This is a genomic window from Pantoea sp. sgz302252, assembly GCF_042610525.1.
Taxonomy (GTDB): domain Bacteria; phylum Pseudomonadota; class Gammaproteobacteria; order Enterobacterales; family Enterobacteriaceae; genus Erwinia.
This window is the reverse complement of record NZ_JBHDVM010000004.1, coordinates 228,841-250,256: the sequence shown is the minus strand read 5'-3', so window position 1 is coordinate 250,256 and position 21,416 is coordinate 228,841. Positions and strand designations below refer to the sequence as shown.

22 protein-coding genes are annotated in these 21,416 nt (G+C 56.8%); 9 read left to right on the top strand and 13 right to left on the bottom strand.

Annotation, left to right across the window (positions count from 1 at the left end; translation table 11 throughout):
* Positions 1-53: 53 nt before the first annotated feature.
* Complete coding sequence (ispE, locus tag ACETPC_RS09535; RefSeq protein WP_380180741.1) at positions 54-917, bottom strand: 4-(cytidine 5'-diphospho)-2-C-methyl-D-erythritol kinase; 864 nt, start codon at positions 915-917, stop codon at positions 54-56.
* Positions 914-1,531, bottom strand: coding sequence for a lipoprotein insertase outer membrane protein LolB (gene lolB / locus ACETPC_RS09530; RefSeq protein WP_380180739.1), 618 nt, complete (start codon positions 1,529-1,531; stop codon positions 914-916). Before lolB ends, ispE begins: the two co-directional genes overlap by 4 nt.
* 225 nt (positions 1,532-1,756) lie before the next feature.
* Here lolB and hemA point away from each other — a divergent pair, with 225 nt between their 5' ends.
* From hemA to kdsA, 6 genes are read left to right on the top strand one after another with little or no spacing between them, the layout of a single operon-like run.
* Positions 1,757-3,010: a glutamyl-tRNA reductase gene (gene hemA, locus ACETPC_RS09525; RefSeq protein WP_380180737.1), complete on the top strand. Its 1,254-nt coding sequence runs from the start codon at positions 1,757-1,759 to the stop codon at positions 3,008-3,010.
* Positions 3,011-3,046: 36 nt separating this feature from the next.
* Positions 3,047-4,129 (top strand): peptide chain release factor 1, encoded by a 1,083-nt coding sequence (gene prfA, locus ACETPC_RS09520; RefSeq protein ID WP_380180735.1) that lies wholly within the window; start codon positions 3,047-3,049, stop codon positions 4,127-4,129.
* Positions 4,129-4,956 (top strand): peptide chain release factor N(5)-glutamine methyltransferase, encoded by an 828-nt coding sequence (gene prmC / locus ACETPC_RS09515; RefSeq protein ID WP_380180733.1) that lies wholly within the window; start codon positions 4,129-4,131, stop codon positions 4,954-4,956. Before prfA ends, prmC begins: the two co-directional genes overlap by 1 nt.
* 14 nt (positions 4,957-4,970) lie before the next feature.
* Positions 4,971-5,369, top strand: coding sequence for a SirB2 family protein (locus ACETPC_RS09510; protein ID WP_380180732.1), 399 nt, complete (start codon positions 4,971-4,973; stop codon positions 5,367-5,369).
* Positions 5,366-6,175: an invasion regulator SirB1 gene (sirB1, locus tag ACETPC_RS09505; protein WP_380180730.1), complete on the top strand. Its 810-nt coding sequence runs from the start codon at positions 5,366-5,368 to the stop codon at positions 6,173-6,175. Before ACETPC_RS09510 ends, sirB1 begins: the two co-directional genes overlap by 4 nt.
* A gap of 29 nt (positions 6,176-6,204) precedes the next feature.
* Positions 6,205-7,059, top strand: a complete 855-nt coding sequence (gene kdsA / locus ACETPC_RS09500) for a 3-deoxy-8-phosphooctulonate synthase (RefSeq protein ID WP_380180728.1) — start codon at positions 6,205-6,207, stop codon at positions 7,057-7,059.
* 42 nt (positions 7,060-7,101) lie between these two features.
* Here the strand turns inward: kdsA and ACETPC_RS09495 are convergent, their stop codons facing one another.
* The 3 genes from ACETPC_RS09495 to chaA all read right to left on the bottom strand — a co-directional run bounded on the left by ACETPC_RS09495 (position 7,102) and on the right by chaA (position 9,007).
* Entirely contained in the window at positions 7,102-7,284 is a 183-nt protein-coding gene (locus tag ACETPC_RS09495; protein ID WP_380180726.1) for a hypothetical protein, read from the bottom strand.
* Positions 7,259-7,780 (bottom strand): hypothetical protein, encoded by a 522-nt coding sequence (locus ACETPC_RS09490; RefSeq protein WP_380180724.1) that lies wholly within the window; start codon positions 7,778-7,780, stop codon positions 7,259-7,261. The genes ACETPC_RS09495 and ACETPC_RS09490 overlap by 26 nt, the downstream gene beginning before the upstream one ends.
* 135 nt (positions 7,781-7,915) lie before the next feature.
* Complete coding sequence (gene chaA, locus ACETPC_RS09485) at positions 7,916-9,007, bottom strand: sodium-potassium/proton antiporter ChaA (RefSeq protein WP_380180722.1); 1,092 nt, start codon at positions 9,005-9,007, stop codon at positions 7,916-7,918.
* Between the two features lie 380 nt (positions 9,008-9,387).
* Between chaA and chaB the strand changes: the two genes are divergently transcribed.
* Positions 9,388-9,618, top strand: a complete 231-nt coding sequence (gene chaB / locus ACETPC_RS09480) for a putative cation transport regulator ChaB (protein WP_380180720.1) — start codon at positions 9,388-9,390, stop codon at positions 9,616-9,618.
* 472 nt (positions 9,619-10,090) lie between these two features.
* On the top strand, positions 10,091-10,768 hold the full coding sequence (locus tag ACETPC_RS09475; protein WP_380180718.1) for a gamma-glutamylcyclotransferase: 678 nt from the start codon (positions 10,091-10,093) through the stop codon (positions 10,766-10,768).
* A 9-nt stretch (positions 10,769-10,777) separates the two neighbouring features.
* Here ACETPC_RS09475 and ACETPC_RS09470 read toward each other — a convergent pair whose 3' ends face one another.
* The 8 genes from ACETPC_RS09470 to ACETPC_RS09435 all read right to left on the bottom strand — a co-directional run bounded on the left by ACETPC_RS09470 (position 10,778) and on the right by ACETPC_RS09435 (position 19,771).
* Positions 10,778-12,217, bottom strand: coding sequence for a serine/threonine protein kinase (locus ACETPC_RS09470; RefSeq protein WP_380180715.1), 1,440 nt, complete (start codon positions 12,215-12,217; stop codon positions 10,778-10,780).
* Positions 12,218-12,269: 52 nt separating this feature from the next.
* A complete protein-coding gene (locus tag ACETPC_RS09465) occupies positions 12,270-13,217 on the bottom strand; it encodes a hypothetical protein (protein WP_380180713.1) in 948 nt (315 codons plus the stop codon).
* Positions 13,218-13,229: 12 nt separating this feature from the next.
* Entirely contained in the window at positions 13,230-14,003 is a 774-nt protein-coding gene (locus tag ACETPC_RS09460) for a PP2C family protein-serine/threonine phosphatase (protein ID WP_380180711.1), read from the bottom strand.
* Entirely contained in the window at positions 14,000-15,160 is a 1,161-nt protein-coding gene (tagH, locus tag ACETPC_RS09455; RefSeq protein ID WP_380180709.1) for a type VI secretion system-associated FHA domain protein TagH, read from the bottom strand. The genes ACETPC_RS09460 and tagH overlap by 4 nt, the downstream gene beginning before the upstream one ends.
* A 34-nt stretch (positions 15,161-15,194) precedes the next feature.
* On the bottom strand, positions 15,195-15,887 hold the full coding sequence (tagF, locus tag ACETPC_RS09450; protein WP_380180707.1) for a type VI secretion system-associated protein TagF: 693 nt from the start codon (positions 15,885-15,887) through the stop codon (positions 15,195-15,197).
* Between the two features lie 17 nt (positions 15,888-15,904).
* The gene (gene tssM, locus ACETPC_RS09445) at positions 15,905-17,992 is read right to left on the bottom strand and encodes a type VI secretion system membrane subunit TssM (RefSeq protein WP_380180705.1); all 2,088 of its coding nucleotides are present in this window, start codon (positions 17,990-17,992) and stop codon (positions 15,905-15,907) included.
* Positions 17,992-19,209, bottom strand: a complete 1,218-nt coding sequence (gene icmH, locus ACETPC_RS09440; RefSeq protein ID WP_380180703.1) for a type IVB secretion system protein IcmH/DotU — start codon at positions 19,207-19,209, stop codon at positions 17,992-17,994. Before icmH ends, tssM begins: the two co-directional genes overlap by 1 nt.
* A 73-nt stretch (positions 19,210-19,282) precedes the next feature.
* Complete coding sequence (locus ACETPC_RS09435; RefSeq protein WP_380180702.1) at positions 19,283-19,771, bottom strand: SH3 domain-containing protein; 489 nt, start codon at positions 19,769-19,771, stop codon at positions 19,283-19,285.
* Positions 19,772-20,045: 274 nt separating this feature from the next.
* Here ACETPC_RS09435 and ACETPC_RS09430 point away from each other — a divergent pair, with 274 nt between their 5' ends.
* A complete protein-coding gene (locus tag ACETPC_RS09430) occupies positions 20,046-21,317 on the top strand; it encodes a nitrate- and nitrite sensing domain-containing protein (RefSeq protein ID WP_380181060.1) in 1,272 nt (423 codons plus the stop codon).
* Positions 21,318-21,416: the final 99 nt, after the last annotated feature.

The following is a 21,416-nucleotide window of genomic DNA, read 5'->3' as shown; positions in this document are numbered from 1 at the left end:
GTAATCGAGTGGCGCGCCGCTTCAGGAACAGGGTGAAGCGGTCGCGGCAGCTCTTATTGCTCGGAAAGGTAGCGGTGCAGCGGCGAAACGTTAACGCCTCGCGCAACAAAGCCCTGCCACTTTTTCAAAGCAAGCTCAGCCACCTGACGGGCAGCGGGCTCGGTGTCGAACTCGGCGAACACGCAAGCGCCGGTTCCGGTCAGGCGCGACGGCGCGTATTCTAGCAGCCAGGAAACGAGCTGTTCAACCTCGCGAAAACGTTTTCTTACTACTGGCTCACAATCATTGCGGTAATTATCCGCTAATAACTGGCTGATTTCCCTTACAGGCGTGTCGCGAATCAGCTCCGGGTCGTTGAAAACCACCGGCGTTGAGATATGCACGCCGGGGTGGATCACCAGATACCATTTTTCCGCTGGTGAGACCGGCGTCAGCGCCTCGCCAACGCCCTGGGCGAAGGCGGCAAAACCCTGAACGAATACCGGCACGTCCGCGCCAAGCTGTAATCCCAGCGCCGCCAGCTCGCTAAAGTTGAAGCCGGTTCGCCAGTAATGATTCAGCGCCACCAGCACGGTAGCGGCATCCGAAGAGCCGCCGCCCAGACCGCCACCCATCGGCAAGCGTTTTTTTATAGCGATAGCGGCACCCGCGCTTTCCGGCAGCGTGCCGCGTAGTCTGGCGCTCTCCCGCAACAGCTCCGCCGCGCGAACGATCAGGTTTTCCTCGTCAGGCACCCCTTCGACCGGCGTCAGCAACTTGATCTGGCCGCTGCTGTCCGGCTCGATGCCAAGCTCATCGCCATAATCAAGAAACTGAAAAAGCGTTTGCAGCTCATGATAGCCGTCGGGACGACGGCCAGTGATATAGAGGAATAGATTTAGTTTAGCGGGCGCGGGCCATTTAGCGACTGCCGTCATTTTACCGTCCAGCCGTCCATTTTCAGCTTAATGCGCTGATCGCCCTCGCGCAGCTCCATATTGGAAGGCAGGGCAGGCTGCTGTTTGCTGTCATAGCCCTGGTAAGTGACTTTCCACTGCTGGCCGTTGCGGCTGTAGTTCACCTCACGCAGGCGATACTGGTCATCCAGCGCATAGTCGGTAGCGTCGCCAGGCAGGCCCATCATCCACTGGTGCAGGCTGGTCAGCGGAATATCCATGCCGGTCAGCTGCGAGATCATTTTCTCTGCATCGTTGCTGGTATAGCGCTTGCCTTTGTTATCGACCAGCTGCACCACGCTGCCCTGCGCGTCCAGCTGCAGTTCGGTGCTGCCCAGCGGGTTGGTCAGCAGCAAGCGATAGCGATCCGGCGCGGTTTGCTGCCAGTTAAAGCGCGCATAAACCTTTTGCTTGTCGGAAAGATAGGCGAATGCGCCGCGCGTCTGGTATTGGGTGATTTTTTCCACGGCGCTTTGATGTTGCTGCCATTGGGGAGAAGTAACGCTCTGCCCCGGGCCCTGGGGCTTATTAACGCTACAGGCTACCAGCAGTACGCTGGCCAGCGGGAGAAGACGCAGTGTGCTCTTCATCAACATAGGGGATAGGCTCCTCAGACTCCGTCCATGCGCTTTCGCGCGAATTAACCGTTTAAGCTAGCTACCGCCAGAGACGGCGTCAATGCTCAATTTGTTCTGTTTCGTGCTTAATAGCTATATCTTGTTACAGCGAACGGTGAATGTGGCTTTTCTTGATCTCGCGCATCTTGTAGAATGCGCCTCACAAAACCCTATCAACTGTGGGATCTCCAAGACCTTATCACCATGACGTTGCTGGCACTCGGAATAAATCATAAAACGGCTCCTGTGGCTCTGCGCGAACGCGTGACGTTTTCGCCGGATACGCTGGATCAGGCTCTCGACAGCCTGCTTGCTCAGCCGCTGGTACAGGGCGGCGTAGTGCTGTCTACCTGTAACAGGACCGAGTTATACCTTAGCGTTGAGCAGCAGGAAAATCTGCAGGAACAGCTGGTAAAATGGCTGTGCGATTACCACCAGCTCAGCGCCGACGACGTGCGTAAAAGCCTCTACTGGCACCAGGATAACGAAGCGGTCAGCCATCTGATGCGCGTCGCCAGCGGCCTGGATTCGCTGGTGCTGGGCGAGCCGCAGATTCTGGGGCAGGTGAAAAAAGCCTATGCCGATTCGCATCGCGGCCACACCACCTCCAGCGAGCTGGAGAGAATGTTCCAGAAATCGTTCTCCGTCGCCAAGCGCGTGCGCACGGAAACCGATATCGGCGCCAGCGCCGTTTCTGTTGCCTTTGCCGCCTGTACGCTGGCGCGGCAGATTTTCGAATCGCTGTCGACCGTCAACGTGCTGCTGGTCGGTGCGGGCGAAACTATCGAGCTGGCTGCGCGCCACCTGCGCGAGCACAAAGTGCAGAAGCTGATTATCGCGAACCGCACCCGTGAACGCGCCCAGAAGCTGGCCGACGAAGTAGGAGCAGAAGTCATCGGCCTGGCAGAGATAGACTCGCGCCTGGCGGAAGCCGATATCATTATCAGTTCTACCGCCAGCCCGCTGCCGATTATTGGTAAAGGCATGGTGGAACGCGCGCTGAAACAGCGCCGCAACCAGCCGATGCTGCTGGTGGATATCGCCGTACCGCGCGATGTTGAGCCGGAAGTAGGCAAATTGCCTAACGCTTATCTCTACAGCGTCGATGACCTGCAGGCGATTATCGAAAGCAATATGGCGCAGCGAAAAGCCGCTGCGGTACAGGCAGAAACCATCGTCGTGCAGGAAAGCGGCGAGTTTATGTCCTGGCTGCGTGCGCAGAGCGCCAGCGAAACCATACGCGAATACCGTTCGCAGGCCGATCAGGTTCGCGCAGAGCTGGAAGAGCGCGCGCTGGCGGCGCTGGCCCAGGGCGCAGATGCGCAAGCGGTGCTGCGCGAACTGGCCCACAAGCTGACCAACAAACTGATCCACGCCCCGACCAAATCCCTTCAGCAGGCCGCGCGCGACGGCGATGACGAACGCCTGCAAATTTTACGCGACGGCCTCGGGCTGTAGCGTCTTTACCTCTTTACATACAGGGTACGTATATTAATGAAGCCTTCTATTGTTGCCAAACTGGAAGCCTTGCAGGAACGCCATGAAGAAGTTGAGGCGATGCTGGGCGATGCCGGCGTTATCGCCGATCAGGAGCGCTTCCGCGCGCTGTCGCGCGAGTATGCTCAGCTGACTGACGTCAGCCAGTGCTTCCGCCGTTGGCAGCAGAATCAGGATGATATTGCCGCCGCCGAAGAGATGCTCGAAGATCCAGAAATGCGCGATATGGCGCAGGAAGAGCTGAAAGAGGCGCGTGAAGCCAGCGAGCAGCTGGAGCAGGAGCTACAGGTACTGCTGCTGCCGAAAGATCCGGACGACGAGCGCAACTGCTATCTGGAAGTGCGCGCCGGTACAGGCGGCGACGAAGCGGCTATTTTTGCCGGCGATCTTTTCCGTATGTACAGCCGCTATGCGGAAGCCCGCCGCTGGAAAGTAGAAGTAATGAGCGCCAACGAAGGCGAGCACGGCGGTTATAAAGAAGTCATTGCTAAAATCGTTGGCGACGGCGCCTATGGCCGCCTGAAGTTCGAATCCGGCGGCCATCGCGTACAGCGAGTGCCAGAGACAGAATCCCAGGGCCGCATTCATACTTCCGCCTGTACCGTAGCGGTGATGCCGGAAGTGCCGGAAGCAGAGCTGCCGGATATCAACCCGAGCGATCTGAAAATTGATACTTTCCGCTCCTCGGGCGCGGGTGGTCAGCACGTTAACACCACCGACTCCGCTATCCGTATTACCCACTTGCCGACCGGTATAGTGGTAGAGTGCCAGGACGAGCGTTCACAGCACAAAAATAAAGCCAAAGCGCTGGCGGTGCTGGGCTCGCGTATTCGCGCCGCAGAAATCGCCCGACGCCAGCAGGAAGAGGCCTCGACGCGCCGTAACCTGTTAGGCAGCGGCGACCGTTCCGATCGCAACCGTACCTACAACTATCCGCAGGGCCGTATCACCGATCACCGCATTAACCTGACCATCTACCGTCTGGATGAAGCGATGCAGGGCAAGCTGGATATGCTGATTGAGCCGGTGGTGCAGGAATATCAGGCGGATCAGCTGGCCGCGCTGTCCGAGCAGGAATAATGGAGATTCGCCAGTGGCTGAAAGAAGCCATTACGCGTCTCGACACGGAAAGCCCGAAACGGGATGCGGAGATTTTGCTGGGGTTTGTTACCGGCAAATCCCGCAGCTGGTTAATCGCTTTTGACGATACAGTATTGACGCCAGACCAGCTGGCGCAGCTGGCCGCGCTGCTGGCGCGGCGCATCAAGGGCGAACCTGTCGCCTGGCTGGTTGGCGAGCGCGAATTCTGGTCGCTGCCGCTCAGCGTTTCTCCCGATACGCTGATTCCCAGACCGGATACCGAGCTGCTGGTAGAGCAGGCGCTGGCGCATCTGCCGGTAGAGCCTGCCGCCGTGCTGGATTTGGGGACGGGCACCGGCGCTGTTGCATTGGCTATCGCCAGCGAGCGTCCCGACTGCCGGATTATCGGCGTCGATCGTATTCAGGGCGCAGTCGAGCTTGCGCAGCATAACGCTCAACGCCTGGGCATCAATAACGTCGAGTTCCGCCTCAGCAACTGGTTCAGCGCGCTGGCGGACGAGCGCTTTTCTATTATCGTCAGTAATCCTCCTTATATTGATGAAGCCGATGAGCATCTGCTACAGGGCGACGTTCGCTTCGAGCCGCTAAGCGCTCTGGTTGCGGCGGATGGCGGCCTGGCCGATATTAAGATTATCGCGGCGCAGGCGGGTGAAGCGCTGCTGTCCGGCGGCTGGCTGCTGCTGGAGCATGGCTGGCGGCAGGCGCAGGCCGTGCAGGCGATCCTGAACCAGGCCGGTTTTAGCCATATTGCTACCTGCCAGGACTATGGCGGTAATGACCGCGTGACCCGCGGGCAAAAAATCTGAAAGAGGGAGAACAGATGGCTGAGTGGTACACTTCTGTAAAAAATTTGCATCTGCTGACGGTCGCCATGACCGCAACGCTGTTTCTGCTGCGTTTCTTCTGGCTACAAACCGGTTCGGCAATGCTGAACAAGCGCTGGGTGCGCATCCTGCCTCACCTTAACGACACGCTACTGCTGCTTTCGGGCGCGCTGCTGGTGGCGATAACGCATTTTTATCCCTTTACGCCTCAGGGCGCATGGCTGACTGAAAAGCTGTTTGGCGTTATTATCTATATCGCGCTTGGCTTTATCGCACTCGGGCGCAAACCACGCGCGCAAAAAACGCGCTGGATAGCTTTTATCGTGGCGGTCGCGATGCTGGTGGTGATTTACCATCTGGCCACCACAAAAATGCCATTGTTGGGGAATGTATGACGTCGATAGCAACTGATGAAGGCACAGCGATCCCGCTGTGCGAGGCGGTAATTGCGGCCACGCTGGCCATCCGTCCCGATTTTCCTGCTGAAGACGTAAAAAAGCAGCTGGCGGAGCTGGTCAAAGAAGCGCGCGCCACTATTCCAAACCAGCTCGAGCAGGATTTGCAGCTGGAAAAACTCATTGAGCTGTTCTGGCAGCAGTGGGGATTCGGCGGCGCAAGCGGCGTATATCGCCTTTCCGACACCCTGTGGCTGGACAATGTACTGAGAACGCGCCAGGGCACTGCCGTCTCGCTGGGCGTTATCTTTTTGCATATCGCCCACGAGCTGTCGCTGCCATTGATGCCGGTGATTTTTCCCACGCAGCTGATCCTGCGCGCCGACTGGATAGATGAAGAGATGTGGCTGATTAATCCCTTCAACGGCGAAACGCTGGATGAGCATACGCTGGAAGTCTGGCTGAAGGGCAATATCGGCCCGGTTGCCGAACTGTACGACGACGATCTGCAGGAGGCCGAGCCGCAGCTGGTGCTGAATAAAATGCTGGATACGCTGAAAGCCGCGCTGATGGAAGAGAAACAGATGGAGCTGGCGCTACAGGTCAGCCAGGTGCTGGTGAATATGGATCCAGAGGACCCTTACGAAATCCGCGATCGCGGGCTGATTTTCGCCCAGCTGGACTGCGAGCACGTCGCGCTGAACGATCTGACCTATTTTGTAGAGCAATGCCCGGAAGATCCGGTCAGCGAAATGATTAAATTACAGATCCACTCGATTGAACAGAAACAGATCACGCTGCACTAATCTGTATATTCAAAGAATAAGGCGAAGAGATGAAACAAAAAGTCGTTAGCATCGGTGAAGTGAAAGTCGCAAACGACCTGCCGTTTGTGCTGTTTGGCGGCATGAACGTGCTGGAATCGCGCGATCTTGCGATGCGCATCTGCGAACACTATGTCACCGTGACCCAGAAGCTGGGCATCCCTTACGTGTTTAAAGCCTCTTTCGATAAGGCTAACCGTTCTTCTATCCGCTCCTATCGCGGGCCGGGTCTGGAAGAGGGCATGAAGATTTTCCAGGAGCTGAAGCAAACCTTCGGCGTGAAGATCATTACCGACGTGCACGAAGCCAGCCAGGCGCAGCCGGTTGCCGATGTAGTGGATGTTATCCAGCTGCCCGCGTTTCTGGCACGCCAGACCGATCTGGTGGAAGCGATGGCGAAAACCGGCGCGGTAATCAACGTGAAGAAGCCGCAGTTCGTCAGCCCTGGCCAGATGGGCAATATCGTCGAAAAATTCGCGGAAGGCGGCAACGATAAAGTTATTCTTTGCGATCGCGGCGCGAACTTTGGCTATGACAACCTGGTAGTCGATATGCTGGGCTTTAACGTGATGAAACAGGTCTCCAACGGCAGCCCGGTTATTTTTGACGTGACCCATGCGCTGCAATGCCGCGATCCGTTTGGCGCCGCTTCCAGCGGCCGTCGTGGTCAGGTAACTGAACTGGCGCGCGCGGGCATGGCAGTTGGCCTTGCCGGTCTGTTTATCGAAGCGCATCCGGATCCAGCCAATGCGAAGTGCGACGGCCCATCCGCGCTGCCGCTGGACAAGCTGGAGCCTTTCCTGGCGCAGATAAAAGCCATTGACGATCTGGTGAAAAACTTCCCGGAGCTGGATACCAGCAACTGACAGTATTAAGGCCAGCTGCCGCAATGGCGCTGGCCTTCAGCTTTATTGATTTGGCGTGTCGCGCAGTTCCGCCGCCGTATAGTACTTGCCGTCTATTTCAACGTATTCGCCCGATGCCAGCTTGCGCTGAGCCAGCGCCCAGCCGCGTTCTTGCAGCATTCTGTTCATGGCGAAAAACGCTTTTTGCGTTGGACTCAGTTCAGAAATAGCTTGTGATGATGGCATAGCCCCTCCTGTCAGTGCAGAGATTATTTACACTTGTCGCCAGCGGAATCTGATTACCCGACACGGCTTTATCGTTAAGCCCCAGCAGGGAATCATAAAGTTCGGTTAGATCTCTGTTCCGCTTGCGTGCAGTATCCTTTGCAGCAACCCACATATAAAGTGCGGATTTGCAAACATTGTAATGGTCGTAGACGGCCCGGGCAACAGATCGAAGCACTTTTGTCGCCTGTAACCCGGTTAATTCCATAACATGCTGAAAATTATTGCTATAGTCCGGCGTCATTTTATCAAACATTACGCACCACACGCCGTTAGCGGGCATTGCTGTTAAACCCGGTGAGAGTTGGGTCAGATCTGTACACCAGGACCTTAGCTCTGCCAGCGTATGGATTCTTGTAAAAGCGACAATATAAAGCATGCCGCCGACGGTAAATGTTCGCTGCACGTAGTCCGGGCCAAAAGGGTCGTCAAAGTCGTGCGCCTGCCAGTGGATCATAACTGCCTCCTTGCTGATTATTTCATGTAAGGAAAAATAACCAGCAGGAAAGCGCGCGAGCAAGCTTTTTAAAGGGTTTTGTTCCGCAAATGCGAGACATCTCGAGACTTTGCGGAACATTGGCGGGAAAGGAGCCTACAGCATTACCGTCATCAGATAGCCGATAAACAGCGCCAGGTGAGCCGCACCGTTTAGCACGTTAGTTCGGCCTGTTGAGAAAGAAACCTGACACAACAGCAGCGAAGCCAGCATTATCACCATATGCGGCGGCTCAAGGCCGAATATCAGCTCCTGCCCGGTTAGCGTGGCGATAATGGTTACTGCGGGCACGGTCAGCGAGATAGTTGCCAGTACGGAACCGAAGAACAGATTCATGGCGCGCTGCACCTGGTTTGCTAACACGGCTTTGATAGCGCCAAGCCCTTCCGGCGAGAGGATCAGCAGCGCCACCAGGAAACCAGTGAACTGTTCCGGCGCGTTCAGCTCGGTGAGCAGGGCGCCAAGGGTGCTGGAATCCATCTTGGTCACGGCGATAACGGCTACCAGATGCACCAGCAGCCAGCAGGTATGCCAGAGGCTGGAGTGGGCGGAAGGCTTGCCATGATGCGGATCGTCGCCGTTGTCTTCATGCTCGTAGACAAACAGGCTCTGGTGCGTTTTGGTCTGGATCAGCAAAAATACGCCGTACATTACGGCAGAAATAGCGGATATCAGCAGCGACTGGCCGATGCTGAAATTGCCGTCCGGCAAAGCGTTGGGGAAAACCAGCACCAGTACGGCCAGCGGGAAAATCGCAATCAGGTACTGTTTTACACCTGCCAGATTAACGTACTGTGTAGCGAATTTACGTCCGCCCAGCAGCAGCGCGAAACCCACCAGACCGCCAGTAACAATCATCACAATAGAGTAAAGCGTATCTCGCATCAGCACAGGTGCGGCATCGCCTGTCGCCATCAGGGCGGAAATTAAACTTACCTCAAGGATCACCACGGAGAGGCTAAGGATCAGCGAGCCGTAAGGTTCACCCAGTCGATGGGCCAGCACATCCGCATGCCGCACTACGCTAAACGCGCTGCTAAGGATCGCTACCAGCGCCAGCAAATTGATGGCGATAATAACCGGAAAAGAGTCGGAAGCGCCCCATAGCCAGAGAATGACCAGGGCAGCAATGGGTAAGACCAGGGTAGACTCTTTATGACGTGTTTTGACGCTTTCATGCGCGCTCATAGGCTTTATTTCCTTTTCTGACCATTGGCCTGTAAACCAGGCGGAAACACTTTTACATAAAATGATTATATAACAAACGACAACAGTGTAGCGGCAGCAAGGTTAACAACAGGTAAACTTTACATGATTTTACCTCATTAACCTGAGTTCGCGCCAAAGATGGCATAAAACATCTATTTTAAATTAATATTTTGATTATTATGATTTTTATAGATGGTGAATGTAATTTATGATTATCATAAAGGCGAAATGGCGTCATGTTATTAGTGTTAAATGACGATAATTTTTCATTTATAGCTTAATCTCAATAAAACAGTATGGCTGGCATCCTGGCCGCTTTTGTTCCAGGCTTAAAGCGTCTGTTAACAAGGAGATTATTTATGCCTTATAGCTCAAGAGCATCGCTGCCCGACAGCGTAAAGAACGTCCTTCCGGCTCACGCGCAGGACATCTATCAGGAAGCTTTCAACAGCGCCTGGGATGAATACAAAGAGAAAAAAGACCGACGCGGCGACGAATCGCGAGAAGAAGTTGCCCATAAAGTTGCCTGGTCGGCAGTCAAGCATCAGTACGAAAAAGGCGACGACGATAAATGGCATAAAAAGCACTAACGTGCTTGAGGTTGATGACAAACCCCAGGTCGCGTTTAAATCAGTGTCAGAGCAGCAGAGACAGATCGGAACATGGACACGCCGTGAAATCGTCCCTGATGGCTCGGTTGGCGCGTCCCTGCGCCCACCTGGCCGCTCTGCCTCTGCCGCTATCAAGCTGCGGGGGTTACTGTAAAAAAAGGCAATCCTGATTAAGGGTTCAGGTTTGTCAGCAGTCTGAAGCACTAACCTGCTCGCTGCCCGTGAGGGCAGCGCTACCCTGAACCGCTTTCTGCAACCCCGCTCGCGTTTCCCGCTTTTCCCACTGAAGTTTCCCGTTATACCGCCGATGATAAACCTAAGTTAAATTTCTTCTTTTGTGATGCGCTTCAAACTTGATCGCCTTACCTAAAATGACTTAAGGTCAGGTTAAGCGTAACGAGAATGTCACTTTATATAAGCAGCAGGGAACGGGCAGTAGCGGAGAGGTTGAATGTTAACAAGAGATTTCCTGGCGAAGGCGGATTGTAAAACGGCTTTTGGCGCAATCGAGGAATCGCTGTTATGGACCTGCGAGCAGCGTGCCGCCTCGCTGGCGGCTACCCTGGCCTGCCGGCCCGATGACAGCCCGGTGTGGATATTCGGCTATGGTTCGCTGATGTGGAACCCGGTATTTGAATCTGACGAAGTGGCAGAAGGTACGCTGAGCGGCTGGCACCGTGCCTTTTGCCTGCGGCTAACCGCCGGACGCGGCACCGCGCAGCAGCCGGGGCGCATGCTGGCGCTAAAAGAGGGCGGCAGTACCACCGGTCTGGCTTTTCGCCTGCCGGAAGCGCAGCTGGCCGAGGAGCTGGCGCTGCTGTGGAAACGGGAAATGGTCACCGGCTGCTACCTGCCAACCTGGTGCGAGCTTAGCCTGGCGGATGGCCGCAGCGTAACGGCGCTGGCCTTTGTGATGGATCCCCGCCATGCGCTTTACGAGGCCGACTCCTGCCCGCAAACCATAGCGCCGCTGATTGCCCAGGCCAGCGGCCCACTGGGCACCAACGCGCAGTATCTCTTCTCGCTGGAGCAGGAGCTGAAAAAACGCGGACTTTACGACGAGTGCCTGGTCGACCTGGTGCAGCGCGTTCGCGATCTCCAGGATTATCATAACGATTTGGTCGGTTAGCCAGCGTCCTCAGGAACCCGGATTAATCAGCCAGGTGCCCGGCTTCACAATATCCAGCTGCTGGCTGCGTACCGCACCGGCAGTCTGCACATCAATTTTATAATGCCCCGCCGGTAAATTTAGCGAAGCATAGCCGCTGGTATTCGGCTTCACCTCTACAGGTTTATCGTTCAGCAGCAGGGTTTCGCCGCTGGCCAGCTTAAGATAAACCGTGGCAATAGTCGGCTTGTCCGCTGGCGTAGCTGCAGGCGCAGCAGGCGTTTCGCTGTTTTGGTTAACGGCGGCGGCAGATTGTTCGGCTGGAGCGGGGCTCTCTTCTCCCTGCATTAGCGCAATGGCTATACCTACAATAGCCAGTACCGCGACACCAGCGGCAATCGCCAGCGGTTTTGCCAGGCGATGATGGCGCAACGAAGCGTATTCGGCGCTGGCAGAGGCTGGCGCAATTGGCACGGGCTGCGGCTGAGCTTCTGGCACGGGTACAGGCACAGGTTCCGGGATAACTATCTCTTCAGGCGCTTTAGCCACGCTGCTGACCAGCTCTTCTACCGTGCTGACCGGCAGCGCGATTAACGCGGCGAATTCATCTACGGACTGCGGGCGATCCTGGGGTTTCATCGCCAGCGCACGGTCAATAGCATTGAGCAGCGGCAGCGAAAAGCCCTCCGGGCGCAGTTGGGTCAACGGCTGATAACGATCTTCAATACAACGCACTACGCTGACCGGCGGCGGATTGCCGGTGACCAGCGTATGCAGCACCGCGCCCAGCGCGTAAATATCCGTCCAGGGCCCTTGCTCGCCATCGCTTTCTTCGCTGTATTGCTCAATCGGCGCATAGCCGGGCTTAAGCATAATTTCCGTCTGATCGGAAAGGTTGCCGATGGTTTTACGAGCCGAGCCGAAATCCAGCAGCACCGGCAGCTGGTTATCCTGAATCTGGATATTATCCAGCGAGATATCACGGTGCAGATAGCCAGCCTGATGAATGGTGTCGATAGCGCCGAATAGCGGCGGCAGCAGCTGGCGGATCCAGGCGTCGGTCAGCGTTTCCGGGCTGCCGAGCTGCCACTCTTTTAGCGTCATACCGCTATAGTAGAGAGTGCCCATATAGGCGGTGCCGTTCTCTTCCCAGAAGCGCAGCACGTGCAGCAGGCCCGGATGGTTAAACCGCGCCAGCAGGCGGGCTTCCTGAATAAAGCTGTTCAGGCCTGCGGTAAACAGTTTCTGATAGCGTTCGCCACGCAGCGCAATAGTGAGATGCTCATCGCGCGAAACCAGCGAAACGGGCAGATATTCTTTAATGGCGATGGTGCGTTCCAGCAGATGATCCCAGGCACGGTACACAATGCCGAAGCCACCACCGCCGATGACCTCTTTGATTTCAAATTCGTTAAAACGGTGTCCGGCCGGAAGGGCGTTGGGTACGTTTTTTTTATCGTTTGCCGACATAGTAAACACTCTCTAAGCGTTAACGGCTGTGCTTTCCTCAGGGAAAAGCGGCTCAGTTAACAGTGCGCCAGGCGCCAATAGCCGGATCGGCCAGGTCTGCATGCAGGTCGTTCACCAGCAGCACATTTGTTTTAACCTGTGGGTTGGTCAGGTTGCCCCAGGCTTTGCGCGCCGCTGCTACACGGTTTTTCAGCGCTGCCGCGTCGCTTGCCTCGCTTTTGCTCATTTTCACCAGCAGCGTGCCGTCGAATGACCAGACGTGCAGCGCAGGATTAAACGCCAATAGCAGCCAGCTGTCGGGCGCCTCTTTCAGGCTCATTACCAGCCGCTGATTGTTGGCGGCGACAATGGTCAGCTCGCCCGTATCCGGATGCAGATTGCGTAGCGGAAAACCCTGATAAAACTGCACGGGGATACGCTGGGTTTTTCCGTTGCTGGACAGGGTTAGCTCGCTTTTGCCCTCCAGCCAGCCTTCCGTCGAGCAGCTCAAATGCTGGGCATCCGGGATAAACAGCGACTGGCCTTTTTCATCCCACCAGGTGCGGAAATGGCAGCCGCCCGGCAGATCGAAATGCTGCAGCGGCGCGCTGTTGGCAGGCTGGGAAAGATCCAGCGGCTCGGCGTTGCTGGCCGTCGCCGTCGCCGTGCCGTCGGCAATGACGATAGGCCGCCAGTTTTGGACTTTAGACGCGCTGCCGGAAGCAAGAACGGTGCTGGCTTCATTGGTCATCTGCCAGGGCAACTCGATCAGTTTGCTGCACTGATTATTCAGCAGTTTGCCCACGCGCGGCAGAAAATTATTCAGCACGCCCGACTCCTTGCTTTTGCCGGAGACGATGCGCAGGTGAATACTTTCCTGACACCAGTCCTTTGGCGCGTTACTTTCCACGTTATCGATAAAAACCTCCAGCGCGAGACTGGGGGAATAAACCACGCGGTAATCCTCCGCCTGAGCGGCGGTTGCAAACAACAGTGTGACAACCGGCAACCAGAATTTCATAGCGTTCCTTGATTAATCACGCGATGGAAGAAAGCGAGCAGAATCCGCCATCGATTGTAACAGGGTAGTGTCCTGCGGCGAGCCGACCCACACGGCTACCGCGCTTAAATTATCTTTTTGTTCGCTGCGATTGATCGCTTTTTGCATCAGCGCCAGCCACTCCTGCGGCGAGCTGACCATGCGCAGAGCCTGCTCCATCTCGCCAGACTGCAGATTGCACCAGAAGCCGTCGGTGCAAAGTAGAAAAACGTCGCCATCCTCCAGCGGTATCACTTCGCTATAGCTAACGGGCTGCATGCTTTCCGCGCCGAGAGCATTATAGAGTAAGTTGTTGTTAATGCCGGTATTATCTACGCCAGCATCTTTTAGCTGTTGGGCCAGACTATGGTCACGGGTAACGCTGTGAATAAAGCCGCGGCGAAAGTGATAGAGGCGGCTGTCGCCCGCATGCGCCCACCATGCCAGTTGACGATCGCGATCGATAAACAGGGCGGCCAGCGTCGTACTCATCCGTTCAAAATTCAGATTCGTTCGCTGCGCCTGACGAATAGCCTGTTCCGCCTGTTCTACCCAGCTCTTGCTGACGCAGGCGGTCAACGGGCGATCTTCCATACGCGCCAGCAGCACATCGCGAGCGATGCGGGCGGCCTGTTCGCCGCCTGCGGTACCGGCAACGCCATCGCAGACCAGAAAGCAGGCGCAGTGGGTGCCGACGCGAACGCCAGTCTCATCCTGATTGGTTTCACGCGCGCCCGTTTGCGACGTGGAGGCATAATTTATCTTCATTCTTGTTCCGGTCTTATTTGGGAATCTTTGTATTGATTCACTTCCATATCATAAGCCTGCAGAAAAGCGTCGCCGAACAGCGTATGGAAATCATCCTCGATTTCGCCAGAGGTATTTTGATAATGACGCAAAAAATAGTCCCACAGGGCGGCTTTTTTTACGGCGCTCAGCCCGATACGCGGCAGGTTGCCGTCGCGGCGGGCATGGTCTTCCAGCCGCTGCGGATTGAAAGACTGCAGCATCGCGGCGATAATCGCGCGGATACCGGCAATCATGCCCAGCTGGTGCGCCTGTAGATCGACCAGCGCATCGCGCACAGCCTGCTCGGGCGGCATAAAGCCAGGCATCTGGCTTTGATAGATCTGCATCAGCACGGTTTTACCCGAGGGCAAAATCTTGAACGGATTATTAGCCTCGTTCAGGATCATGGTCATTTCCGCCTTAACGCCGCGCTTCAGGATCGAGCGGGAAGAAAGCAGGGCGACCGTGCCCTGGGAAAAAAGGCTCAGCATTCTGCCGGTAGTGCGCATCTGTTCTTCGGTAAACAGCGGCTTGCCCGGCCCGTTTTCCAGTCCCATCCCTTCCATTAGCGCGTTTAACAGGCGCTGTTCATTGCTGTCGCCGACGGCACGCTCCGCGTAAGCCGGTTCGTGTGCGACAGGGTCAATATCCAGACGCGCATCGCCGGGCCGGTGCTGCTGGCGAACCGGAGCAGGCTCGCGTTCCGTGGGTGGCACAACAATTGGCACTTGCTCGTTTAAAATGCCCAGCGGATCTTCCGGCAGCGTTCGATCTTCGCTAAATAGCGCCAGCGGATCAACATCGCCGAACGGCGTTTCCTGCTCGCGGGCAGGATCGCTGACCGCGATTTGGTAATCGCCAATACCCAGCAAATCGCCATGATGAAGCAGGATCTGCTTGCCGCGCGCCAGCGGCACGTTATTGTGCAGCACCGCAGTCACGCTACCGTGATTGGTCAGTCTGCACTCTCCGTTACCGGCAACATGAACCACGGCCTGCAGGCGTGAAATGGCCCGCTCGCTATCCGGCAGAACCAGATCGTTATCGACGCTACGGCCGATAGTGCCGCCGGGCGGAGCAAAATCACAGGCGGTTAAAGGCGCCTCGGTTTTGCTCTCAACAATGGTAAATCGCATGCGCTTTTCCTGAAACCTGGGCCATAAGGTCACTCTATTCAAACATCGGTGGATAGAGTCCATGACGACCCGGCTGCGCCACGGCGGCCGGATCGAAAAGTTGTGAAAACAGCTGAGCGGTAAGGTTGCCGCTGTGTTTATGGCTGGCCAGCGGGTAGCCGTCGCCCTGATTAGTCCACCAGTAGCTGGTATAGCGCATCGGGTCGAAACTGTTGGCTACCTCGCGCCAGGCCAGCGTACAGGGAAGATCCTGATAGCCAATCACGTCCATGATATCCGAGCGGCTGGTATCGGGCAGCGACAGCGGCGTCAGACCCAGCAGGCGCTGCTCAAGCTGTTCGGGTGTAGCAGCGTGCGCGACGGCGTGGCAGAGCGCCTCGCCCAGCGTGCGATACCAGTCGCCGGCAACGGCCAGCTGTGCCGGATGCCAGTGGCTGACCGGCACGCTTTGCAGCGCCAGCAGAGGCCAGCTGCGGCCAACACGGTCGCGCGACGGCAGCAGACAACCGATCTGAACACGCTGTACGCCAAGGGTCGCGGGCAGCGCAAAGTTCCAGATCGGCGCGCGGCTGAAAAGTTCGCCGTCACCGTTCTGATACCAGTGCGACAGGCCCAGCTGAAACCAGTTTGACCAGCTGGCCACTATAGGTTCAGGCATGCGGCGCTGTAAAAAATCGCCGGTGCCCGGCAGCTTGCCGTACCAACCCAGCTCGTTTTTTTCCGGCATGGTGATCACCTTTCCCGCTAAGGGTTTTTGGCCTGGCCCGCTGCGTCCTGCTGGCCTGCGCTATCAATAGTTACCGCCAGTTTCCGCATAATCAGGGCATTATCCCTGGCAAACGGCGAAGTCTGAATCTGGCGATCCAGCAGCTGGCTCAGATGCCAGTCCAGCTGTTGCAGCTGGCGGGTAGTGGCGCTGGCGGGCAGCGTCCGCTGCAGATTCTGCATCACCCAGCCGCGTAAAAACTCGCCGTCATAGCTGCGCGGCTGATAAAGCATCTGGTAAGCGCGCAGGGCGTTGCGGCTGAACTCGTTGTCGTCGCCTTTATCGTTGCGCAATGTCTGCGTAATATTTTGTGCGACACGTGGCAGCAGCAGCGTTTTAAGCGCGTTCTGATAAAAGCCCAGCGCGGCGGCGCTAACCTGATCGCCGCGGTAAAGACCTGCACGCATAGTTACAGGCGGATCGTCGAGCGAGAAGCTATCACTCTTCGGCAGGGCCACCAGACTGTTTAAAAAGGGTAGCAGATCCAGGATATTGCCGCGGTTATTGTTAACTAACTGCCGTGCCTGCTGGTCCACTGGCGCAAGCCGCGTCTGCACCTGCTGCAAATAGTGCTGGTTTTTGTAGTAGCTGGTGGTCCAGAGCAAACTGGCGGCAAAGAGCGCCAGCGCCAGCAGGGCGTAGCTCGTCCAGTGCAGCAAGCGGTTACGGCGCTCCCAGCTTCTGTCGCTGCCAGCCAGCCCTTTCTCCTGGAAAATTAAATCGCTCAGCAAGGAGTGGATAAAGTAGCTTTGCCCTTTGTTAGCCGGGATAGGCGCATTACGGTGCACCGTATCCCAACTGGCGATTGAATGACCGGAAGCCTGCGGCAGCTGTAGCTTACGCGTTAGCTGGCCCATAATGCGGTCAAAAGGCAGGCCTTCCTGCGTGCCGCTGGTAAAAAACAGCCCGCGCGGCGCCCAGGGCAGTTCGCCTTTTTCCGGGGCGAACACTATCTCCAGATATTCCGCCAGTAAAGGACGCAGCGAGGCGAACTCCTGAGGAAAAAGAAAGCAGTCCGCACGCTGGGAGAGGTCGTTCTCTTTCGCCATCTTACCGGCCAGATCGGCCTGCAGACGCGAAGCCAGCTCGCGGAATTGCCGATCGAAAAGCGCGCCAATAGCACGCTCGCCGGTTTGCTGCGGCTCCCAGGGAAAGGTGAAACCCCAAATGCGGTCGCGCTGGCTCTTGTCCAGGGTGCCGTTGTAGCTCATAAATCCTTTCAGCAGATCGGTTTTGGTCACCATGACATAGACCGGGAACTGAATGCCGGTTTGCTGATGCAGCTCCATCATGCGGCTACGCAGTGCAGTGGCCTGAGCATAGCGGGCATCCGCCGAGTCGCCGAGCAAATCCGCTACGCTGATAGTCATAATTACGCCATTGATGGGCTGACGGGCACGATAGCGCTTCAGCAGCGCAATAAAAGTCTGCCATTCGCTGGCGTCGCGAGCACGCTGGCTCTCCTGCAGCGTATAGCGCCCGGCGGTATCCAGCAGTACCGCTTCCTCGGTGAACCACCAGTCGCAATGGCGAGTGCCGCCGACGCCACGCAGAGCGCTGCGGCCCAGGGTATCGCCTAGCGGAAATTCCAGACCAGAGTTAACCAGCGCCGTTGTTTTCCCCGCGCCGGGGGCGCCGACGATGATGTACCAGGGCAGCTGATAAAGATACTGCGCGCTAAAGCGCTGCAGCCAGCCCTGATTACGCTTCTGTTTGCGTCCCGGAAAATAAGTTTTCTTCAACAGGGTCGCTGCTTCGCTGAACAGGGCGCTGAGCAGCTCTTCCGCTGCTGCCTGTTCTGCATGCTCGTTGCTAAGCTGCTGGAGATTGTTTAACAGCTTGCCGTTAAACCAGGCGCGGTAAAGCTGAGGAATAAGCTGAAACAGGATCCAGAAGAAATAACACAAGCCAATGGCTATCTGCCGGTTCAGGCTGCTTTCCAGCCAGTGAATATCGTTGATCGACAGCAGCGGTCCGGCCAGCCAAATCAGCGCGGAAAGCGCCGTAATGCCGAAAAAGCCCCACAGCAGCCGACTGGAAAATAAGGTGAAAAATAAGGAAGGCATTAAAATTTCCCCGCCTCGCTGGAGTTAACTTCAGGTGCCGGAAACAGCACTATCTCTACCCGGCGGTTACGCGCCCGGTTTTCGCTGCTGTCGTTAGGCAGCAGCGGATTGCTGTCGCCACGGCCTTCGCTGCGAATCTGATGGCCCGGCTCAAGCATCTGCTGACGCATCAGCGCACTGATGCTGCGCGCCTGCGCCAGTGAATATTCATAGGTAGAGGCGAAATGGCCGATGCGCTCCTGCTGATTATCGGTATAGACGCTGACCAGCACTGTGCCTTTGATATTGTCCATCGCCGCCGACACCCGGGTGATAATCGCCCGTCCTTCGGGAAGCAGATCGCTGCCGGACGCGCCGAAAAGTTTATCGGCGGCGATAATCACCTTGCTGCCGTTGGCACCGTCGGCGACGTCAAGCTGGCGGGCGGCGATCAGATCGTCCAGCCTTCGCCGCAGATCGAGCAGCGCCTGGGCCGAACTGCTACGGGCAATCTCGTTGCTCGGCAGCGGCGTTTGCCAGATGGCGCGCAGCAGCGGTTCAGCGGCACTACCCAGCCGCCAGTTCAGGCCCATATAGATGACGCAGGCGATAAAGGCGGCCAGAGCAAAGCTGGCCCAAAGCGGTACCGGCGGCCGCCACAGCTTGTTTTGAGCGATGGGATCCAGCGGCTGCGGCTGCGTTCTGGGCGGTTGTTCACCGCGCGTATCGGCGATCAGCTGCGCCAGTCTGGTGCGAATGGCGTCGCGTTGTATTCGCCCCTGTTCTACCGCGCGATAGCGTCCTTCATAGCCAAGCAACAGGCAGTAGTGAATAATTTCCAGCAGCCATAAATGTTGCGTCGGCGCCTGTGAAATACGCGACAGCAGCTGAAAGACTTTTTCGCCGCCCCAGCTTTCATTATGAAAAGTGACCAGCAGGCCATTACCTGACCAAACGCCGCGCGTCCCCCAGGGGGTCTGTGCTGCAGCTTCGTCCAGCACGCTGCACAAACAATAGCGGGCACCGATAATCATATCAAAAGGCAAACCGGCCTGTTTACAGCGGTTTTCGAACTGACGGATCTCATCAACCAGCTGCTGGCGCAGGCCGGCCGGGTCGTCGTGCGTCGCCGCCAGGCGGATCTGCACGATCGCATTCAGCAGCGGCGCCGCTGCGGCGAGTAACGGGTTTTCCTGGCCGACAACAACAGGATTGTCAGCGTGGTGTTCCGGGGTCATCAGACTTTACTTTCTCATCCAGGTAGCGCCTGGCAGGGCGCTTGATGCTCTCTAAGAGTGGGCGCGGTCGCGCCTATTCCAAAATCCAGGTAGCCGTATCGTTATTCCGGCAGGCTTTGCTCTGTCCGCCAACATCAACGCAGACTTTTTTTGTTTTCCGCGGACGAGGGCGATCGCTGCGCAGCGTGGCCTCGTAAAGATCGCTCTTTACGCCCGCTTTGAAAGGCACATAGCCAATCAGCTGCTGCTCGTCCGGCTCGGCAATAGCCAGCCAGTGGTTTTCTACCTCGCCCAGCACGGTAAACGGCTTGCCGTTCTCCAGATAGCGCACAACGCTGCCGCCGAAGTCAGGCGTGCTCATTACGGAAGCGTTATAAAGCGCCCGGTAGGTTTCATTAACAGGGGTAAAGGATTGCGGCGCGCGGACGGCATATCGGTGCGTCAAAGTGACGCCGTCAACGCTGGAAGAAACGATCGTATCATCCGTGACCGCAGGTGCAGGAGCCTTACAGGCTGACAGGGCAAGCACTGCCAGCAGAGTTAACGCGATGCTTATTTTCACATTGATCCTCGTGAATATCGTCAGTGGGTACGGCTACAGTCCACTCTTCACGGGCGATGCGGGCCGCCACGTGAAAATCGCTCTGTTTACAGAAAGATAAATTTGCATTTAGTCTACATGACGCTTTTGAGAATGGGAACAATTGCGGACGGCGACGTAACATGTTATTGACAGAGGTCCTACAGGATCGGTCAATCCTGCTTACTGAGTTTAGTAAAAAACGTGCATGAATTTTGCTTCTTAACTTCTTTTTAGCGTAAAAGGAGCGAGCATGATGCATGCCGCCATTAGCTGGCTACAGGCTTCACGACAGTGCGAGATAGCCGAGTTAAAGAATCTGCTACAGACGGGCGAGCTGACAGTAGCGCTGAGCCGACTAATCCATGAACTACAGCGCGAGCGCGGTACCAGCAACGTCTGGCTTTGTTCGCAGGGCGCGCTGTTCGGCGAAGAGCTGCCTGAGCGCGAACGCCAGGTAGCCGCAGCCAGTGAGCTTGCGTTCGCCAGCTTTCCTCCGTTGCCCCGACCTGGCGAAGCCGTTAGCGGGCAAAGCCGCCTGTGTAACCGCATTGCTGCCGCGCTTTATGGCCTGGAAACGCTGCCTGCGCTGCGTCGGCAAATTCGTAGCTTTCAGCTTAGCCATGCCGAAGCGATGGCGTGTTTTAGCCAGATTATTCGCCAACTGCTGAACTTAGGCTTCGCCACTATTGATAGCGCCTGCGACCCGGTTGTCGCCAGGACGCTGGTGGCAATGTTCAGCTTTATGCAGGGTAAAGAACTGGCGGGGCAGGAGCGGGCGCTGGGTTCAGCAGGCTACGCCAGTGGCGCATTCAGCCAGGCGCAAAGCGAAGAGATCGGTGCGCTGGTTGCCGCCCAGGAGCGCTGTTTCGCCAGCTTCAGGCGTTTTGCCGATGCCGAAGCGCTACGCGGCTGGCAGGCGCTGGAAGCGGAAAACGGTGAGATCGAGCGGCTGCGGCGCATCGCCTGCACGCGCGGCACGCCAGATGCGGCTGGCACAGAGATGGCGCTTCGCTGGTATGCTCTGATGACGCAGCGTATTGACCGGCTGAAAATTCTGGAAGATCAGCTGGTACAGCAGTTGATGGCGCGCTGCCGCGAAAGCATCCGGCTGGCGGAACAGGCGGAGATAGGACAGGATACGCTGGAACAGGCGCTGTCGGGCGGCGATAACGATCCGGCATGGAGTATTTACCTGGAAGGAAAAGACGCGCTGCGCCAGGAAATGCAGGCGCTGGAAACCGACGGGCTTACGCCGCAGCTGGGCCGTTTTGTGCTGGGGCTGGTGCAGGAGCAGTCCCGGCGGCTACAGGCTCAGGATGACGAACTGGCCGCCATGCGCGCCACGCTGGAAGATCGCAAACAGATCGATCGCGCCAAAGCTTTGCTGATGCGCCATCAGGGCTTCAGTGAAGAACAGGCCTGGCAGAGCCTGCGTAAAATGGCGATGGATCAAAATCGGCGCATGGTGGATATCGCTAACGCGCTGCTTTCGGTCGCGGCTGTTTTCCCCACTACTCCCAAATGAGTAGTTGCACAAAGGCTGTGCGTATTCCGCTCCATCAGAGGGCAAAAAACTTACCAAAGTGACGATAATGCCGCCTTAGCGACGGTTTTTTCTGGCACG

Bases quoted from the DNA above. Each gene is read 5' to 3' on its own strand.
- ispE (WP_380180741.1), bottom strand. From the start codon at position 917: ATGACGGCAGTCGCTAAATGGCCCGCGCCCGCTAAACTAAATCTATTC.
- lolB (WP_380180739.1), bottom strand. From the start codon at position 1,531: ATGTTGATGAAGAGCACACTGCGTCTTCTCCCGCTGGCCAGCGTACTG.
- hemA (WP_380180737.1), top strand. From the start codon at position 1,757: ATGACGTTGCTGGCACTCGGAATAAATCATAAAACGGCTCCTGTGGCT.
- prfA (WP_380180735.1), top strand. From the start codon at position 3,047: ATGAAGCCTTCTATTGTTGCCAAACTGGAAGCCTTGCAGGAACGCCAT.
- prmC (WP_380180733.1), top strand. From the start codon at position 4,129: ATGGAGATTCGCCAGTGGCTGAAAGAAGCCATTACGCGTCTCGACACG.
- ACETPC_RS09510 (WP_380180732.1), top strand. From the start codon at position 4,971: ATGGCTGAGTGGTACACTTCTGTAAAAAATTTGCATCTGCTGACGGTC.
- sirB1 (WP_380180730.1), top strand. From the start codon at position 5,366: ATGACGTCGATAGCAACTGATGAAGGCACAGCGATCCCGCTGTGCGAG.
- kdsA (WP_380180728.1), top strand. From the start codon at position 6,205: ATGAAACAAAAAGTCGTTAGCATCGGTGAAGTGAAAGTCGCAAACGAC.
- ACETPC_RS09495 (WP_380180726.1), bottom strand. From the start codon at position 7,284: ATGCCATCATCACAAGCTATTTCTGAACTGAGTCCAACGCAAAAAGCG.
- ACETPC_RS09490 (WP_380180724.1), bottom strand. From the start codon at position 7,780: ATGATCCACTGGCAGGCGCACGACTTTGACGACCCTTTTGGCCCGGAC.
- chaA (WP_380180722.1), bottom strand. From the start codon at position 9,007: ATGAGCGCGCATGAAAGCGTCAAAACACGTCATAAAGAGTCTACCCTG.
- chaB (WP_380180720.1), top strand. From the start codon at position 9,388: ATGCCTTATAGCTCAAGAGCATCGCTGCCCGACAGCGTAAAGAACGTC.
- ACETPC_RS09475 (WP_380180718.1), top strand. From the start codon at position 10,091: ATGTTAACAAGAGATTTCCTGGCGAAGGCGGATTGTAAAACGGCTTTT.
- ACETPC_RS09470 (WP_380180715.1), bottom strand. From the start codon at position 12,217: ATGTCGGCAAACGATAAAAAAAACGTACCCAACGCCCTTCCGGCCGGA.
- ACETPC_RS09465 (WP_380180713.1), bottom strand. From the start codon at position 13,217: ATGAAATTCTGGTTGCCGGTTGTCACACTGTTGTTTGCAACCGCCGCT.
- ACETPC_RS09460 (WP_380180711.1), bottom strand. From the start codon at position 14,003: ATGAAGATAAATTATGCCTCCACGTCGCAAACGGGCGCGCGTGAAACC.
- tagH (WP_380180709.1), bottom strand. From the start codon at position 15,160: ATGCGATTTACCATTGTTGAGAGCAAAACCGAGGCGCCTTTAACCGCC.
- tagF (WP_380180707.1), bottom strand. From the start codon at position 15,887: ATGCCGGAAAAAAACGAGCTGGGTTGGTACGGCAAGCTGCCGGGCACC.
- tssM (WP_380180705.1), bottom strand. From the start codon at position 17,992: ATGCCTTCCTTATTTTTCACCTTATTTTCCAGTCGGCTGCTGTGGGGC.
- icmH (WP_380180703.1), bottom strand. From the start codon at position 19,209: ATGACCCCGGAACACCACGCTGACAATCCTGTTGTTGTCGGCCAGGAA.
- ACETPC_RS09430 (WP_380181060.1), top strand. From the start codon at position 20,046: ATGCATGCCGCCATTAGCTGGCTACAGGCTTCACGACAGTGCGAGATA.